This window comes from Campylobacter concisus, assembly GCF_002092845.1.
Lineage (GTDB): Bacteria > Campylobacterota > Campylobacteria > Campylobacterales > Campylobacteraceae > Campylobacter_A > Campylobacter_A concisus_AQ.
In genome coordinates this window covers 1-14,907 of the sequence record NZ_LVXF01000042.1, presented here as the reverse complement: position 1 = coordinate 14,907, position 14,907 = coordinate 1, and the positions used below count along the sequence as shown (strand labels likewise).

The 14,907-nt window shown below is 38.2% G+C and carries 15 protein-coding genes; 2 read left to right on the top strand and 13 right to left on the bottom strand.

Features of this window, described 5'->3' with window-relative positions; translation table 11 throughout:
- Positions 1 to 6 precede the first annotated feature (6 nt).
- The 5 genes from A3854_RS09160 to lpxB form a co-directional block, all read right to left on the bottom strand.
- Positions 7 to 2,361, bottom strand: coding sequence for a hybrid sensor histidine kinase/response regulator (locus A3854_RS09160; RefSeq protein WP_084042217.1), 2,355 nt, complete (start codon positions 2,359 to 2,361; stop codon positions 7 to 9).
- Between the two features lie 8 nt (positions 2,362 to 2,369).
- Positions 2,370 to 3,323: a chemotaxis protein gene (locus A3854_RS09155; RefSeq protein ID WP_021091802.1), complete on the bottom strand. Its 954-nt coding sequence runs from the start codon at positions 3,321 to 3,323 to the stop codon at positions 2,370 to 2,372.
- Positions 3,323 to 4,114 carry a UDP-2,3-diacylglucosamine diphosphatase gene (locus A3854_RS09150; RefSeq protein WP_084042216.1) on the bottom strand — a complete coding sequence of 264 codons (792 nt, stop codon included), beginning with the start codon at positions 4,112 to 4,114 and terminating at the stop codon, positions 3,323 to 3,325. Before A3854_RS09150 ends, A3854_RS09155 begins: the two co-directional genes overlap by 1 nt.
- Positions 4,115 to 4,177: 63 nt before the next feature.
- On the bottom strand, positions 4,178 to 4,663 hold the full coding sequence (gene greA / locus A3854_RS09145; protein WP_072594430.1) for a transcription elongation factor GreA: 486 nt from the start codon (positions 4,661 to 4,663) through the stop codon (positions 4,178 to 4,180).
- Between the two features lie 3 nt (positions 4,664 to 4,666).
- Positions 4,667 to 5,701, bottom strand: a complete 1,035-nt coding sequence (gene lpxB, locus A3854_RS09140) for a lipid-A-disaccharide synthase (RefSeq protein WP_084042215.1) — start codon at positions 5,699 to 5,701, stop codon at positions 4,667 to 4,669.
- 102 nt (positions 5,702 to 5,803) lie between these two features.
- Between lpxB and surE the strand changes: the two genes are divergently transcribed.
- Positions 5,804 to 6,580 (top strand): 5'/3'-nucleotidase SurE, encoded by a 777-nt coding sequence (surE, locus tag A3854_RS09135; protein WP_084042214.1) that lies wholly within the window; start codon positions 5,804 to 5,806, stop codon positions 6,578 to 6,580.
- Positions 6,570 to 7,217, top strand: coding sequence for a tRNA threonylcarbamoyladenosine dehydratase (locus A3854_RS09130; RefSeq protein ID WP_084042213.1), 648 nt, complete (start codon positions 6,570 to 6,572; stop codon positions 7,215 to 7,217). Before surE ends, A3854_RS09130 begins: the two co-directional genes overlap by 11 nt.
- A gap of 345 nt (positions 7,218 to 7,562) precedes the next feature.
- Here A3854_RS09130 and A3854_RS09125 read toward each other — a convergent pair whose 3' ends face one another.
- From A3854_RS09125 to hisH, 8 genes are all read right to left on the bottom strand, one after another.
- Positions 7,563 to 9,077 carry a 2-isopropylmalate synthase gene (locus A3854_RS09125; RefSeq protein ID WP_084042212.1) on the bottom strand — a complete coding sequence of 505 codons (1,515 nt, stop codon included), beginning with the start codon at positions 9,075 to 9,077 and terminating at the stop codon, positions 7,563 to 7,565.
- 145 nt (positions 9,078 to 9,222) lie between these two features.
- Positions 9,223 to 9,954, bottom strand: a complete 732-nt coding sequence (gene pssA / locus A3854_RS09120; protein ID WP_084042211.1) for a CDP-diacylglycerol--serine O-phosphatidyltransferase — start codon at positions 9,952 to 9,954, stop codon at positions 9,223 to 9,225.
- Positions 9,947 to 10,573, bottom strand: a complete 627-nt coding sequence (locus A3854_RS09115; RefSeq protein ID WP_021091662.1) for a phosphatidylserine decarboxylase — start codon at positions 10,571 to 10,573, stop codon at positions 9,947 to 9,949. The genes pssA and A3854_RS09115 overlap by 8 nt, the downstream gene beginning before the upstream one ends.
- Before the next feature lie 2 nt (positions 10,574 to 10,575).
- A complete protein-coding gene (gene ftsH / locus A3854_RS09110; protein WP_084042210.1) occupies positions 10,576 to 12,501 on the bottom strand; it encodes an ATP-dependent zinc metalloprotease FtsH in 1,926 nt (641 codons plus the stop codon).
- Positions 12,494 to 13,327 (bottom strand): 50S ribosomal protein L11 methyltransferase, encoded by an 834-nt coding sequence (locus A3854_RS09105; RefSeq protein WP_084042209.1) that lies wholly within the window; start codon positions 13,325 to 13,327, stop codon positions 12,494 to 12,496. The genes ftsH and A3854_RS09105 overlap by 8 nt, the downstream gene beginning before the upstream one ends.
- On the bottom strand, positions 13,327 to 13,692 hold the full coding sequence (locus A3854_RS09100) for a chemotaxis response regulator CheY (RefSeq protein ID WP_002939933.1): 366 nt from the start codon (positions 13,690 to 13,692) through the stop codon (positions 13,327 to 13,329). Before A3854_RS09100 ends, A3854_RS09105 begins: the two co-directional genes overlap by 1 nt.
- Before the next feature lie 63 nt (positions 13,693 to 13,755).
- Complete coding sequence (hisA, locus tag A3854_RS09095) at positions 13,756 to 14,466, bottom strand: 1-(5-phosphoribosyl)-5-[(5-phosphoribosylamino)methylideneamino]imidazole-4-carboxamide isomerase (RefSeq protein ID WP_084042208.1); 711 nt, start codon at positions 14,464 to 14,466, stop codon at positions 13,756 to 13,758.
- Positions 14,466 to 14,907: imidazole glycerol phosphate synthase subunit HisH (gene hisH, locus A3854_RS09090; protein ID WP_141081845.1), on the bottom strand; the 442-nt coding region annotated here is incomplete at its 5' end. The genes hisH and hisA, both read right to left, overlap by 1 nt.

Genomic DNA, 14,907 nt, shown 5'->3' with positions numbered 1-14,907 from the left:
TTACCCCTAAGCTAATTTTATATTCTTTCTAACGACATTTTCTAAGTACTCGGCTGAATATGGTTTTGTAATATACTCAGTCATTCCAACTTCTACGCCACGTAATCTATCTGTTTTTGACGTCCTTGATGTAACAGCAATAAGTGGTAAATTTCTGTACTTAGAGTATTTTCTAATTTCGCCAGCTAGTGTATATCCATCCATTCTTGGCATCTCAATATCTATCAAGATCGCATCAAAGGAGTGCTCTCCAGATTTTACGATATTTAATGCCTCAACACCATTTGTAGCTTCTATTATTGTTACCCCAGTTGGTTCAAGCGCTTTTTGCATGATAGTTCTATCCATTTTTGAGTCATCAACTATCAAGACTTTATAATCACTTGGTTTTTCCTTTGCTTTTGTGCTATCTTCTATTTCGGCTCTAATGTCTACCTTGATATCTTTTGCCATCTCCATCATAGCACCAACGTCAATAATCAATGTCACACGGCCATCACCTCTAATAGTCGCACCAGCAATACCTGGGATATTTTGTAAATAATCACCCATTGATTTAATAACAATCTCTTCTTGTCCAACCAAAGTATCGACGATAATGCCTAGTTTTGCTTCAGCAACACCGATTATTACGACATAAGTTTGATCTCCGCCATCAAATGCCTTTTCAACACCAAATACGTCAGAAAGTCTAACAAGAGATAAGACTTCATCTCTTAGTCTTAGTACATTTTTGCCATCGATCGTGTAGATATCATCAATCGGTACACGAACAGTTTCAAGAACACTAGCAAGTGGAATAGCGTAAAATTCTTCTTGTGTTCCAACAAGTAGTGACTGAATAATCGCAAGTGTGAGTGGAATTTTAAGCTTCATAACTGTGCCTTTTCCAACTTCACTTTCAATATCAATGATACCATTTAGCTTTTCAATATTTGTCTTAACAACGTCCATACCAACACCACGACCAGATACGTTTGTAACTTTTGCCGCAGTTGAAAATCCTGGTCTAAAGATAAGGCCAAATGCCTCTTTTTCGCTCATCGCATCAGCTTCGCGCTCAGTGATGATGCCTTTTTCTATCGATTTAGATTTAAGCATGTCAGCATCTAGACCCTTACCATCATCAACTATCTCAACAACGATATGGTTGCCTTCATTGTAAGCTTTTAGTTGAACAAGGCCTTTTTCTGGTTTACCTGCTGCCTTTCTTGTCTCAGGATCTTCGATGCCGTGATCGCATGAATTTCTAATTATGTGAACTAGTGGATCGCCGATCTCTTCTACGATTGACTTATCAAGCTCAGTCTCTTCACCTGAAATTTCAAGATCGATTTGCTTACCAAGGTCGCGGCTAAGATCGCGTATCATACGTGGGAATTTATTAAAGACTTTTGCTATTGGAAGCATTCTTGTCTTCATAACGGCAAGCTGAATATCAGTAGTCACTAAGCTTAGACTTGAGACTACTTGATTTAACTCTTCAAGGAATTTCTCACCCTCATATCTCTCTTCCACGTCATCATAAATTTTTAATAAGCGGTTTTTACCAAGAACAAGCTCACCGATTAGATTCATTAAGTGATCAAGTCTTTTTACTTCAACGCGTATAGTTTGTTCCTGCGCTACTGCACCGCTGCTTGCTGCTGGGACCTTTTTATCTCCATCCTTTTCTTTACTCTCTGCTTTTGCAGCTGGAGCTGAAGTACTACTTGCAGCCGGAGCTATCTCACTAGGAGATTTTGGAGCTATGCCTTTTGAAGCACGCCTTGCTTGATCCTCAGCCTTTCTAACTTTTAAGAGTCTTTCTATCTCTGCTTCAACTTCTGAATCACTTAATTTTGAAAGCTCAGCATCACTTATCTCTGGTGCTTCTTCGGCAGGCGCGGCTGGCTCTGACTCTTTTGCCGGCTCTGGTGTTGGCTCAGCTACTGGCGTGACAGGAGCTTCAGGAGCTGCTGCTGGAGCCTCACCTTCAGAAATTTGAGTAAGTCTTGCGCAAATGTTTTTAATATCAATGCCAGCAGCTGTATCGTTTCCATGATCTCTAATGCTGCTTAACAAGCCTTTCATCATATCAACTGACTCAAGAACTACGTCCATAATATCTGGAGTGATCTTTAGCTCGCCTTTTCTAGCTTTATTTAAAACATCCTCCATATGGTGAGTAAGCTCTGTTAAAACATCAAAATTTAAAAAACTTGAGCTACCTTTTACTGTGTGAGCAACGCGGAAAATTCTATTTAATAATTCCAAATCTTCAGGGTTTGACTCAAGCTCAACAAGGTCGTGATCTATCTGCTCAATAAGTTCGAAAGCCTCTATTAAAAAGTCTTCCATTATTTCTTTCATATCATCCATGTTTCACCTCATTTTGCAGATTTAGAATGTGCTTCAATAACTTTTAGCACTTCTTGATAAAATATGCTTGCATCAAATTTTGTAAGATACGCCGCACCACCAGCTTCTTTGCTCTTGATTTCGCTAAAATCATTACTCAATGAGGAGTTAAATACTATTGGAACTTCTTTAAATCTTTCATCATTTTTAAGAGTTGAAGCAAAACGGTATCCATCCATCTGTGGCATTTCAATATCACTTAAGATAACTCTAAGCTCTCTTGATAAGTTATCTCCATATCTTTGATAAAGCTCTTCCATTCTCTCCAAGCCCTCAACGCCGTTTTTAGCCTCAACTACGCTAAGTCCCATCTTCTCAAGTGCGTCTTTTACTAGTTTTCTAGCAGTCGAGCTATCATCTAAAACCAAAGCAGCACCTTTTAATTTTTGATCGTCTGTTACATCAAATTCGATCTTTGGCGAGTAAATTCCAAGCTCTTCAACAATACTTTCAAGATCAAGGATAAGCAAAACTTCATCATTTTCTATTCTTGTCACGCCTGTTATTTTGCCTTTATCTAAAGCGCCAGAACCTGAAGCAAAATTTGCAGGCTCGATATCTTTCCAGCTTATACGTCTGATCCTTTTTGCCTCATGGACGATAAAACCGATCAAAATACCACTAAACTCAGCAATAATAACACGTGGCTTTATAACTACGCCTTCAGTTGGCTCGATAATATTCATCCACCTTGCCAAATTTATGACAGGGATCACCACGCCCCTTAAATCAAAAATTCCCTCGATATACTCAGGAACGCCTGGAAGCTCTGTAAGATTTGGCATCTTAATGATCTCCCGCACCTTTGCGACATTGACTCCGTATATTCCTTCATATACTTTGTTTTCGGTCTTTTTAAAGATACGAAAATCAACAAGTTCCATCTCGTTTGAGTCCGTTTTTAGTACGTTATCTCCAAACATCAATGTCCTTTCAAACTCATTTTGAGCAAATTTAACTTTTGCTGGGCGTATTCTACAACAAAATAACTTTGCTCACATGCAAAACAAGGTAAATTTATATAAAACTTATCATAAATATTAAATTGCTCGCCTTGATGATAGTGTCCTTCTATCACGATATTAGCCTCATATCCTTGCAAATGCTTACTCATTAGCTCCTTAAAATTAGGAATTTTATAGTCTAAATTTTTCTTAGTAAGTTTGGCTAGTATCGCTTTTGATATTTTAAAATTTAAAAATTTATCCAATGTATTCATAAATTTTAAAAACCATTTTACGCGCAAAAATCTAAGTGCATATTTATCTATAAAAGGTAAAAATATATCACCATGTGCGATCTGGACGCGCTCTTCATTGATCGTCTTAAAATTTGCTGGCTGATCGTAAATATCATAAACCCTAACTCTTTTATAACGCAGCATCTCACGCCCATCCCAAATTTCTCTTGTTTTATTAAATAAATTTGAAAGTCTAAAATCGTGGTTGCCCTCGAAGTAAAAAATTTCTACCTTTTGTGAAATTTTATTGATAAGACTTAAGTGCTCGGCGTAAAATTCTATTGTGTATTGGCCCTCGCCCGTTAGAAAGTCAAACATATCACCTAACAAAAAAATTTGTGGCGGCTCTTTGATCTCACCATTATCAATGGCTCTTAAAAATTTTAAAAAACCATTTCGGTTTACGTTTTCATGGGCATCAGCTAAAAAGATTGCACCTTCTTTTATAACGGGGGCATATAGATATCTGCTCAAATTTTGCCTTAATTAAAAAATAGCAGAGCCAAAAAGCAGTTTCTAGCTCTTTGTCCCATCTTTTTAGTCAAATTTTATAGGCTTGTAGCAAATTTTTACGATCTCAACGTCGCTTCTGCCTTTTGGTAAATTTAGCACAACTTCATCACCCTCGGCCTTACCTAAAAGCTGCTTTGCAAGAGGTGAGTTTATCGAGATATAGCCTTTATCGATGTCGCTTTCGCTAATGCCAACTATCGTATATGTATGCTCTATTTCGGTTTCCTCGTCCATTATCGTCACACTTGAGCCAAACCTAACTCTATCGTGCTCATAGCTACTTGGATCGATCACTTCGGCATTTGCTAAAAGTGCGCTAAGCTCAGCGATCCTAGCGTCTATAAAGGCTTGCTTCTCTTTTGCAGCGTGATACTCAGCATTTTCTTTTAGATCGCCGTGGCTTCTTGCGATGTCGATCTCAGTTACTATTTGAGGGCGTTGCACCAGCCTTAGATCTTTTAGTTCAGCTTCTATCTTCTCGTATCCGTGCATTGTCATTGGTTCACTCATTTTTTACTCCATATTTTTTAAAATTTTTACTACATTTTTACTACTGCCATGCCCTAGGTAAGCCCTTAGCTCATCGCAACCTTTTAAGAATTTTTGCCTATCGCAGCTCTCATAAGCTCTTAGCAAATTTTCAGCCGTTGCAAGCTCTTGGATAAACTCCTCATGAAGCGGCTCTTTGCCCATGAAGTCAAACATTATATTTGCAAGTCCCGCGTGCTTGATCTTTACAAATTTTCTAGCTATGAAAACATCTATTGCTTTTGCCTTGTAAGCTAGCACAAATGGCGTACCAATGAGCGCTGCCTCAAGCGTAGCAGTGCCAGAGCAAACAAAGGCAAAATCGCTATCATACAAAGCTTCAGGCGTATTTGAGACGACCTCAAAATCGCTCACATCACTATAAATTTCACCAACTTTATCAAGCAAAAATGGCGGCACGACAAGCAGCCTTTTTGCTTCTATCTTTTTAGCAAGCTCTCTATAAACTGGCATCAGTCTTAAAATCTCTGACCTTCTTGATCCTGGCAAAAACGCCACATTGCCACTGCTACTTAGGCTAGTTTTCTTAAGCTTTATCTCATCCATCAAAGGATGACCCACGTAGGTCGATCGGCTATAAAATTTCGCATCAAATGGCAAGATCGAAGCTAGGTTGTCACAGTATCTCTCCACAATGCTTACTCTTTTTGACTTCCACGCCCAAACTTGAGGCAAGATGTAGTATGTCACGGCTGCTTTTGCACCAGCCTCTTTTATCGCCTTTGCAAGCGGTAGGTTAAAGGCTGGACTGTCGATTAGTAGCACAGCATCAACCTCTTTTGCCATCTGGCTCATCACTTTTATCGCCTTTTTTGCTTTAAAGATGAGCGGCAAAACCTCGACAAAACCCATCGCTGAAAACTCGCTACTTTTCATATATGGCGTGCCAAGCTCTTCGCTAAAAATTCCCATAAGCTCAAATTCGCCCTCGAAATTTTTCAAAATTTCTTTTAAATGCAAATTTGCCGATGGCTCAAGAGCAGAGACTAAAATTTTCATTTACACACTTTCATCAGGTCTTTTTTGGGGGGCATTATACGCAAAAATTCTTTAAAATTTTAAGAAAGCTGTGATAAAATCCAAGCCTCTAAAGGATAAAATTTGAAAGAAATTTTGATAACAAATGACGATGGATTTGAAGCGACTGGCTTGCTTGCTTTAAAAGAAGCTTTAAGCGAGCTAGATGGCGTGAACGTCACGATCGTAGCTCCAAGCTCTGAAAAATCAGCCTGCGCTCACTCTTTGACGCTCACAAGGCCACTTAGATTTATAAAACTTGATGATAACTTTTTTAAACTAGATGACGCAACGCCCAGTGACTGCGTCTATCTCGCACTTCACGCACTTTATAACAAAAAACCAGACCTTGTGATAAGTGGCATAAACCACGGAGCAAATTTGGGCGAAGATATCACCTACTCTGGCACGTGCGGAGCGGCGATGGAGGGCGTTTTGCAAGGCATTAGAAGTATCGCCTTTTCGCAGTTTTATGCAAATAATTCATTAAATGAACTTGGCTTTGAGCTAGCAAAAGAGGTGGTGAAATTTATCGTACCAAAGGTGCTAGAGGGTGAAATTTTGCTAAATCAAAGAGAATTTCTAAATGTAAATATCCCGGCTGTAACTAGCAAAAATTTCAGAGGCTACTCCGTCGTCCCAGCTGGCAAACGCACCTACGCCACGCATGCTACGCTTAATCGCAACCCAAGAGGCATCGAGTACTACTGGCTTGGAAACGCCGCACTTGAATACGAAAAAGGCGAGCCAAGCGACATCAGCAAGGTAAATGAGGGCTTTGCCACGATAACACCCATAAAACTAAATATGACTTCGTATGAGAGTTTGGAGGGCTTAAAGGGGAAATTTGATGCAAAATGATAGATTTACGAGGATAAGATGGCTCTTTGGCGAGGATGGTTTTAGCAGACTTCAAAGGGCAAAAGTGCTAGTTTGCGGAGCTGGTGGTGTGGGCGGAATGTGCGTGGATGCGCTTGCTAGAAGCGGGGTTGGGCACATCACTTTAATCGATAAAGACATCTTTGATGTGACAAATCAAAACCGCCAAATTTACAGCGAAAATGTAGGCGGCGTAAAGGTGGAGGAGTTTGCCAAAATTTATCCTTGCATCACGCCTATGCAGACGCTGATCACGCCTGAGTTTGTCGCTGGATTTGACTTTAGTAAATTTGACGTGGTGATCGACGCGATCGATGATATCACCGCCAAGATCGCCCTTGCAAATGCGGTAGATCCTAGCAAATTTATAGCCTCGATGGGTGGGGCAAAAAGGATCGATCCAACTAAGATAAAGGTGGCTAGCGTGTGGAAAACCTCGGTCGATCCGCTAGCTAGAAAATATAGATATGAGCTCAAAAAATCAGGCTTTAGCGGTAAATTTGATGTGGTTTTTTCAACAGAAGAGCCACGTTGCAAGCCGCTTGGAAGCTTCATGGGCGTGACTGCTTGCTTTGGGCTAAATTTAGCCTCGTTAGCTGTTAAAAAGATAGTTGGGTAGTAAGTCAAAAATTTACTCTCCAAGCAAAATTTCAAATTAGAGCTGGTATTTTTTGGATATAAATTTGGTAGCCAGCTCTACAAAACACGAATTTAACAATCCAAGATGAGAATCTAGCAAATTTTAAAATTTATGAGCGAGTAATTTCGGCTCTAAATTTAGTGGCGAATGTTTATGAGCCCTAAAATTAGTAAGTTGCTAAGGCGGGTGAGTAAGATTTTAAAATTTGCAAAGATGGTAAAAATTCTATTTTTTTAAAATAAAGACTTTGAATTTTAAAAATTTATATAGTTTTTGGATTAAATTTAAAGTAGCCAGCTGCAATTTTAACAGCCGGCTAAAATTTTAGTTTTTGTGTATGCGAATGTAGCTATTTAGCGCGCCAACATAGGCTTTTGCGCTTGCCATCATAGTATCTATGTCAAGTCCATGGCCTATTACAGCCGTTTTACCCTCAAACTCGACCTTTACATCAACCTTTGCAAGTGCATCCTTGCCTTGAGAAACAGACGCCACTTTATAGTCTTTTAGCGTGCCGCTAATACCACTAATACGATCAACCACCTTAAATATCGCATCAGCAGTACCATTTCCTAGAGCTGAGTCGCTAATAATCTCATCATTGTGTTTTATACTAATTGAAGCACTCGCAAGGCTTCCGCCGCTACTTTGAAGAAGAGCCGTGATCTCATAAGCTTGTGGAATTTTTGTAATCTCTTCAGCTACAAGAGCCCTAATATCGTCATCAAATATCTCTTTTTTCTTATCAGCTAGCTCTTTAAATTTTTCAAATGCCTTATTAAGAGCATCGCTATCAAGGTCAAATCCAAGGCTAGCAAGCTTATCTTTAAACGCGTGGCGACCACTATGCTTACCTAAAACAAGAGAATTTTTCTCAAGGCCTATGCTCTCGGCGCTAATTATCTCATAGGTCTCTTTATGTTTTAGCACGCCGTCTTGATGTATGCCACTCTCATGAGCAAATGCGTTTTTACCAACGATAGCTTTATTTGGTTGAGGCTCAATGCCTATAATACTAGCAATCAGTCTTGAAGTTGGATAAATTTCTTTTGAGATAATGTCTGTATAAAATGGAGCAAAGACGTCTTGGCGGGTTTTGATAGCCATCACGATCTCTTCAAGCGCAGCATTTCCAGCACGCTCACCTATGCCATTTATTGTACCTTCGACCTGCCTTGCACCAGCTTTTATAGCCGCTAACGAGTTTGCCGTAGCCATACCTAAGTCATTGTGATTATGCACAGAGATTATCGCTCTATCGCCTACAAATTTTACTATTTCACTAATGCGAGCAGTTATCTCTTCAGGATATAAATAACCAACTGTATCAGGGATATTTAAAGTTTTTGCACCCGCATTTATAGCAGCATCACAAATTTCTTTTAAAAAGCTCATTTCACTTCTACAAGCGTCCTCACAGCTAAACTCTACATCATCGCAAAAGGTTTTTGCGTATTTTATAGACTCGACTGCACGTTTTATTACTTCATCTGGGCTCATTTTTAGCTTGTACTCCATATGAATTGGACTTGTCGCTATAAATGTATGAATTCTCTTATTTTTAGCTGGAGCCAATGCCTCGCCAGCTGCCTTGATATCACGCTCAACTGCACGTGCAAGAGAGCAAACCGTGATATTTGAGGCTTGCTTTGCTATTTGGTTTACCGCATCAAAATCTCCTGGGCTTGCCGCTGCAAATCCAGCCTCCATAACATCCACGCCAAGCCTTTCAAGCTGAAGTGCGATCTGTAGTTTTTCAGCTGTATTCATCGATGCACCAGGGCTTTGCTCACCATCTCTTAAAGTCGTATCAAAGATTATAATTTTATTCTTATCCATTTTTGTCCTTTTGTATTTTTTATATTTAAATTTTAAATTTGATGAGTTAAGTAAAGAGAAATTTGCTACCTAAGTAGCAGCAGTAGAGAGTTTTTGATTTCGATTTTTGGTAAAAATTTACGTGATTTTATGACGCCATTTTCGCTCATTCGCTCTCCTTTTTTTTGGAATTTTTACTAAACATTATAGTGGCTCTTACTATACCATAAAGCATATAGACGCTCATAACCAAAGTCGCACTTTCAAATGGATATAGATAAAGCATCGAAAACGCAACTACAAGAGTTACTAAAATTCTTATCACATGAGTTTGTTTTAAATTTATTTTTTTAAAGCTTGGATAGCGGATGTTGCTAACCATTAAAGCTGCCAGAGTAGCTTCAAGTAGCATCAAGCACCACTCAAATCCCTCTAAAAAAGTATAGTCGATATAAATACCAACCCAAAGTACGCTCACAATAGCTGCTGATGGAATAGGAAGTCCGATAAAAACATTTGGCTCATAAGTACCGGTGGTGACATTAAAACGTGCTAGTCTTATCGCTCCAAAAACCACAAACATAGCAGCTATAAGCGCTCCAAATCTGCCAAAATTTTTACCAATAGTCAAATAAAATAAAATAGCTGGCGCTACACCAAAAGCAACAAGATCTGCAAGGCTATCAAACTCTACCCCAAATTTACTAGTTGTCTTTGTAAGTCTAGCCACGCGTCCATCAAGTCCATCTAAAATAAGCGATAAGATTATATAAATAATGGCTTTGAAATAGTTACCTTGAATAGATGAAATAATACTAATAACACCCAAAAAAGCACTAGCTGCTGTAAATAAATTTGGCAAGATATACATTAGTTGCATCTTTTGTATGTTATTCATCTCTTTTTCCCTCTTCAAAATATCCCAAAAGTGAAGCAGCCTTTACGCTTTCTCCAACGCTTACACATATCTTAGTATCTCTTGGCAAGTATAAAATCACCTCACCACTTCCTAAAAAACCAAATTTTCTAGATGCTTTCAGGCTAGTAACATTTGAAATTTCTAAACTTCGACTGAAAGCTCCAGCTATAATTTTCATAACAAATTTTATATTCTCTTTTTCAAAGCGAATAATCGCTCTTTCATTTAAAAATTCTGAAATTTTCATAGCTTGACACAAAAATAAGCCATGTCTTTTGCGTATTTCAGCTACTTTTACATCACTTACAGCCCTTAATGTACCAACATCAAAAAAAGATTTTTTTATGACGATCTTAGCTACTTCATTATTGTCAAAATTTGAAGCACTGATCTCTTTTATCTTGCCATCAATTGGCGATAGTAAAGCCAATTTATCATCAGAAAATGGCTCTCTCTCAGGGTCTCTAAAAAAATAAAGCCCCAAAAAAAGTAAAATAGCAAAAAGTAGTGGCAAGATCCCAAACAGCAAAGATAAAACAAATAAAATTAGAAAAAATAATATAAATTTATATCCTGCTTTCGCGATATAGCCACTCATTTTTATTCCTCTTTTTTACTCTTTTCGTCTTCTTCTATCTCTACGAGTCTGCTCTCTAGATCATTTTCGATCTCATAGTTTTTAATGATCTCTCTAACTCTTTTTCCTTCGATTGTTTCTTCTTCATAAAGTGCTGATACCATATTTTCAATAGCGCCTTTATAAATTTCAAGAAGACCAAGCACAGCTGTATATCTTTCATGAAGAAGTGTTTTTACAAACTCATCAACCTTTTCAGCCATCTTATCGCTGTAATCTTTGATGCTTTGACCGCCATTTAAAAACGTAGCACGTTGTTTTTCAAGCACCATAAGACCAGCAACATCACTCATACCATACATACTAACCATAGCTTTTATGATATCAGTCGCACGCTCTAGGTCGTTACTAGCTCCGGTTGAAATTTCTTTAATAAACACCTCTTCAGCAGCCCTACCAGCCAAAAGCACATCTACTTCTGCTATCAATTCATGCTTTTGCATCATAAATTTATTCTCTTCAGGCGTATTTAGAGTATAGCCAAGTGCCGCAAGACCACGTGGCACGACTGAGACTTTTGTTACCCTTTTTGCACCTTTTGTTAGCTCAGCTATCAAGGCATGACCACACTCATGATAAGTGACGATCCTTTTTTCTTTTGGATTTACGCGGCGAGACTTTTTCTCAAGACCAGCAATCGATCTCTCAACGGCCTCCACAAGATCGGCCTGCTCGACAAAAGTCTTTGACTTACGTCCTGCAAGAAGTGCTGCCTCATTTATGATATTTTCAAGATCAGCACCAGCTAAACCAGTCGTAAGCCTTGCAATATCTTCGATATTTACATCCTTACCGATCTTTACATCTTTCATGTGAACTTTTAAAATGTCGCAGCGTCCTTTAAAATCAGGCTTATCAACAAGCACTTGCCTATCAAATCTACCTGGCCTTAAAAGCGCAGCATCCAAAACTTCAGGTCTATTTGTAGCAGCTATAACAATGACTGGCGACTTGTCCGCATCAAAGCCGTCCATCTCAGAAAGAAGCTGATTTAGCGTCTGCTCTCTCTCGTCATTGCCGCCCATCGGACCAGAATTTCTACTTTTACCGATCGCATCGATCTCATCTATAAAAACGATCGCTGGAGCCTCTTTTTTAGCATTTTCAAAAAGATCTCTAACCCTACTTGCGCCAACACCGACAAACATCTCTATAAAGCTTGATGCTGACATAGAGAAAAATGGAACACTAGCCTCGCCTGCAACTGCTCTTGCAAGAAGCGTTTTACCAGTACCTGGAGGGCCAACTAGTAAAATACCTTTTGGAATTTTTGCCCCAAGTCTTAGATATTTATCAGGACTTTTTAGATAATCAACTATCTCTTGAACCTCTTCTTTTGCCTCTTCGACACCTGCGACATCGTCAAATTTTACTTTTGGTTTTTCAGAATTTATAAGTTTTTTTGCACTTCCTATGCCAAGTATGCCACCGCCAATATTCTTTTGCATACGACTAGCAATAAACATCCAAATAGCAAAAAATATAAATACCGGGATGATCCATGAAAATATAAGATCACCAAACCAGTTATTTTCGCTATAAACGCTATAAGTTATGCCATTTTGCTCAAGTATACCAATGAGCGTTGGATCATTTATACGCTTTGCGAGGTAGATGGTTTTGTCACTACCTATGCCTTTTATGGTAGTTTCTGAGATAGCAACCTCATTTAGCTGCTTATTTTTTAACATATCTTTAAATTCAGAATAAGCTACCATTTTACTCTGGGCATTACTATTTAGCCCAAAAGAGCCACCAAGTCCGTCTCCACTAAAGCTTCTAAAAGCTAGAACTATAACTATCGCAAAAATAGCAAAAATGAAAATAGGATTTTTATTAAAAAAACCGTTATTATCGCCATTATTTTGGTTATTATTTTGGTTATTCATCTATTTCCTTATAAACAAAGCTACTCCAATCGTTACTTTGTTTTATCTCAATTAGCTTCAAATCCTTAAACGTATCTTTAATCCTATCTTCGTATTTGTTTAAAATTCCTGACAATACCAAGTAGCCGCCTTTTTTAAGCGATTTTTTTAAGTCATTTGAGAGCATAAAAATGACATCAGCAATGATATTTGCTACGACAATGTCATATTTTTGCTCTAAATTCGCGATAGAGCCTGTCCAAATTTTATTAAATTTAACCTCATTTAACTCGGCGTTGCTAATTGAGCTTTGCGTGGCTTGCTCGTCTGTATCACAAGCATCGACCTTACAGCCAAGCTTTGCCAGGGCGATACTTAAAATTCCACTTCCGCAGCCCACGTCTAAAGTAGTATTGCCACTTTTTGCATATTTTTGTAAAAGCTGCAAGCAAGAATTTGTGCTTTCATGGTGCCCTGAGCCAAAGGCTAGAGCTGGGTCGATTATGATATTTGTTACGCCATTAAGTGGCTCTTCCCAGCTAGGTCTAACATAAATTTTATCAACCAAAATAGGCTTAACTGCCTTTTTATATTCACCTAGCCAGTCTTTATTTTCTTTTAAATTAAGAGAAATTTTTAAATCATTTGAAATTTTACGAACACTAGAGAGCCCTTTTGCATACTCTTCGATACCCCAAGCTATATCTTTTAGATCATACTCTTCCCTGATGATGATCTCGTGATCTAGCTCTTCAACACAGGTAACTCCAAAAGAGAAAACTAGCTCTAAAATTTCATCATAAAAATTTGATGTTTTTATGCTTAATTCGTAGAATTTATCTTTCATTAACCAAGAACGTCTTCAAGCTTCTCTTTTAAAACTTGTGGCGTAAAAGGTTTAACGATGTAGTTATTAACACCTGCTTTTAAAGCTGTTATAACTTCGGCTTTTCCGCCCTCTGTTGTTACCATTATGATAGGCATATCAACATACTTCTGCTCTGCTCTTACCTTTTTAACAAGCTCAAGACCATTCATCTCAGGCATATTCCAGTCAGTGATAAGAACTTCGATACCTTCATTTTGAGTTAAGATATTCCAGGCCTCAAGACCGTGCTCAGCCTCAAGAATTTCTTGATGTCCTAACCTTTGTAAAGTATTTTTTATGATTCTTCTCATTGTTGAACTGTCATCTACAACCAAAATCTTCACATAATATCCTTTTAGTAAAAATTGCCCTATTCTAGCTAATTTAAATTTATAAAAGCTTTAACGCTATCTAAGTAGTTTAAAGGCCTCTTTTAGGTCAAGCAACCCTTCATAGTAGGCTTTCCCAACTATTACGCCACTAATCTCATTTGTGGCTTTTAGCATCAAAATATCATTTATATCACTCACGCCACCACTTGCTATTGTCTCAAGCTTGCTATTTCTAGCTATTTGCAAGCTAAACTCAACATTAACTCCGCCAAGCATTCCATCCTTGTTAATATCGGTACAAATCACAGCTTCCACGCCAACATCTGCAAATTTTCTTGCAAGATCGACTGCTTTTATATTTGAAATCTCGCCCCAACCTTGCACAGCCACATAACCATCTTTTGCATCAATGCCAACTACGACTCTATAAATTTCAGCCATTTTTGCTGTAAATTCTGGATCTCTAAGAGCTACTGAGCCAAGGATCACTCTGCTAACTCCAAGGTCTAAATAGCGTTTTATTCGCTCTTCATCTCTTATGCCACCACCTACTTGGACGTTTAAATTTGTAGCCTTTGTAATTTTTTCAATTGTTTTAAAATTTATCGTCTCTCCAGCAAATGCACCGTCTAAATCAACCACATGAAGCCATTTTGCGCCATAATCTTCAAATTTCTTAGCAAGTTCACTTGGCTCGTTGCTATAAATTTTTGCACTTTGCATAAGACCTTTGCTAAGTCTAACTGCTTGCCCCTCTTTTAGATCTATTGCTGGAAAAATTTCCATCACAACCTCGCAAAATTCTCTAAAATTTTAAGTCCAGCTTCATGACTTTTTTCTGGATGAGGCTGAAAGCCAAAGATATTTTCATGCCAAACCGCACTTGTAAATTCATATCCATAAGTCGTCTTTGCCAGTGCAAATTTATCATCACAAACCACATGATAGCTATGTACAAAATATAAATACTCAAGCTCTTTTAGTCCTAAATTTAATGGGCTATTTTGCTTAAATTCCAAAGCGTTCCAACCAATGTGGGGTATTTTTAATGGTTTATCGAAATTAGCTTCATTAAATTTTACGACCTCACCAGCTATCAGTCCAAGCCCAGCATGTTCACCAAATTCAAAACCTTTTTCAAATAAAAGCTGCATGCCAAGACAAATACCAATAAAAGCTTTGCCGCTTTTTACGGCTTCTTTTACAGCTTCGTCCATGCCGTTATTT

Coding starts and splice junctions, on each gene's coding strand:
- pssA (WP_084042211.1), bottom strand. CDS start 9,954: ATGAATAACATACAAAAGATGCAACTAATGTATATCTTGCCAAATTTA.
- A3854_RS09160 (WP_084042217.1), bottom strand. CDS start 2,361: ATGGATGATATGAAAGAAATAATGGAAGACTTTTTAATAGAGGCTTTC.
- A3854_RS09155 (WP_021091802.1), bottom strand. CDS start 3,323: ATGTTTGGAGATAACGTACTAAAAACGGACTCAAACGAGATGGAACTT.
- greA (WP_072594430.1), bottom strand. CDS start 4,663: ATGAGTGAACCAATGACAATGCACGGATACGAGAAGATAGAAGCTGAA.
- A3854_RS09125 (WP_084042212.1), bottom strand. CDS start 9,077: ATGGATAAGAATAAAATTATAATCTTTGATACGACTTTAAGAGATGGT.
- lpxB (WP_084042215.1), bottom strand. CDS start 5,701: ATGAAAATTTTAGTCTCTGCTCTTGAGCCATCGGCAAATTTGCATTTA.
- A3854_RS09115 (WP_021091662.1), bottom strand. CDS start 10,573: ATGAGTGGCTATATCGCGAAAGCAGGATATAAATTTATATTATTTTTT.
- A3854_RS09130 (WP_084042213.1), top strand. CDS start 6,570: ATGCAAAATGATAGATTTACGAGGATAAGATGGCTCTTTGGCGAGGAT.
- hisA (WP_084042208.1), bottom strand. CDS start 14,466: ATGGAAATTTTTCCAGCAATAGATCTAAAAGAGGGGCAAGCAGTTAGA.
- ftsH (WP_084042210.1), bottom strand. CDS start 12,501: ATGAATAACCAAAATAATAACCAAAATAATGGCGATAATAACGGTTTT.
- A3854_RS09105 (WP_084042209.1), bottom strand. CDS start 13,327: ATGAAAGATAAATTCTACGAATTAAGCATAAAAACATCAAATTTTTAT.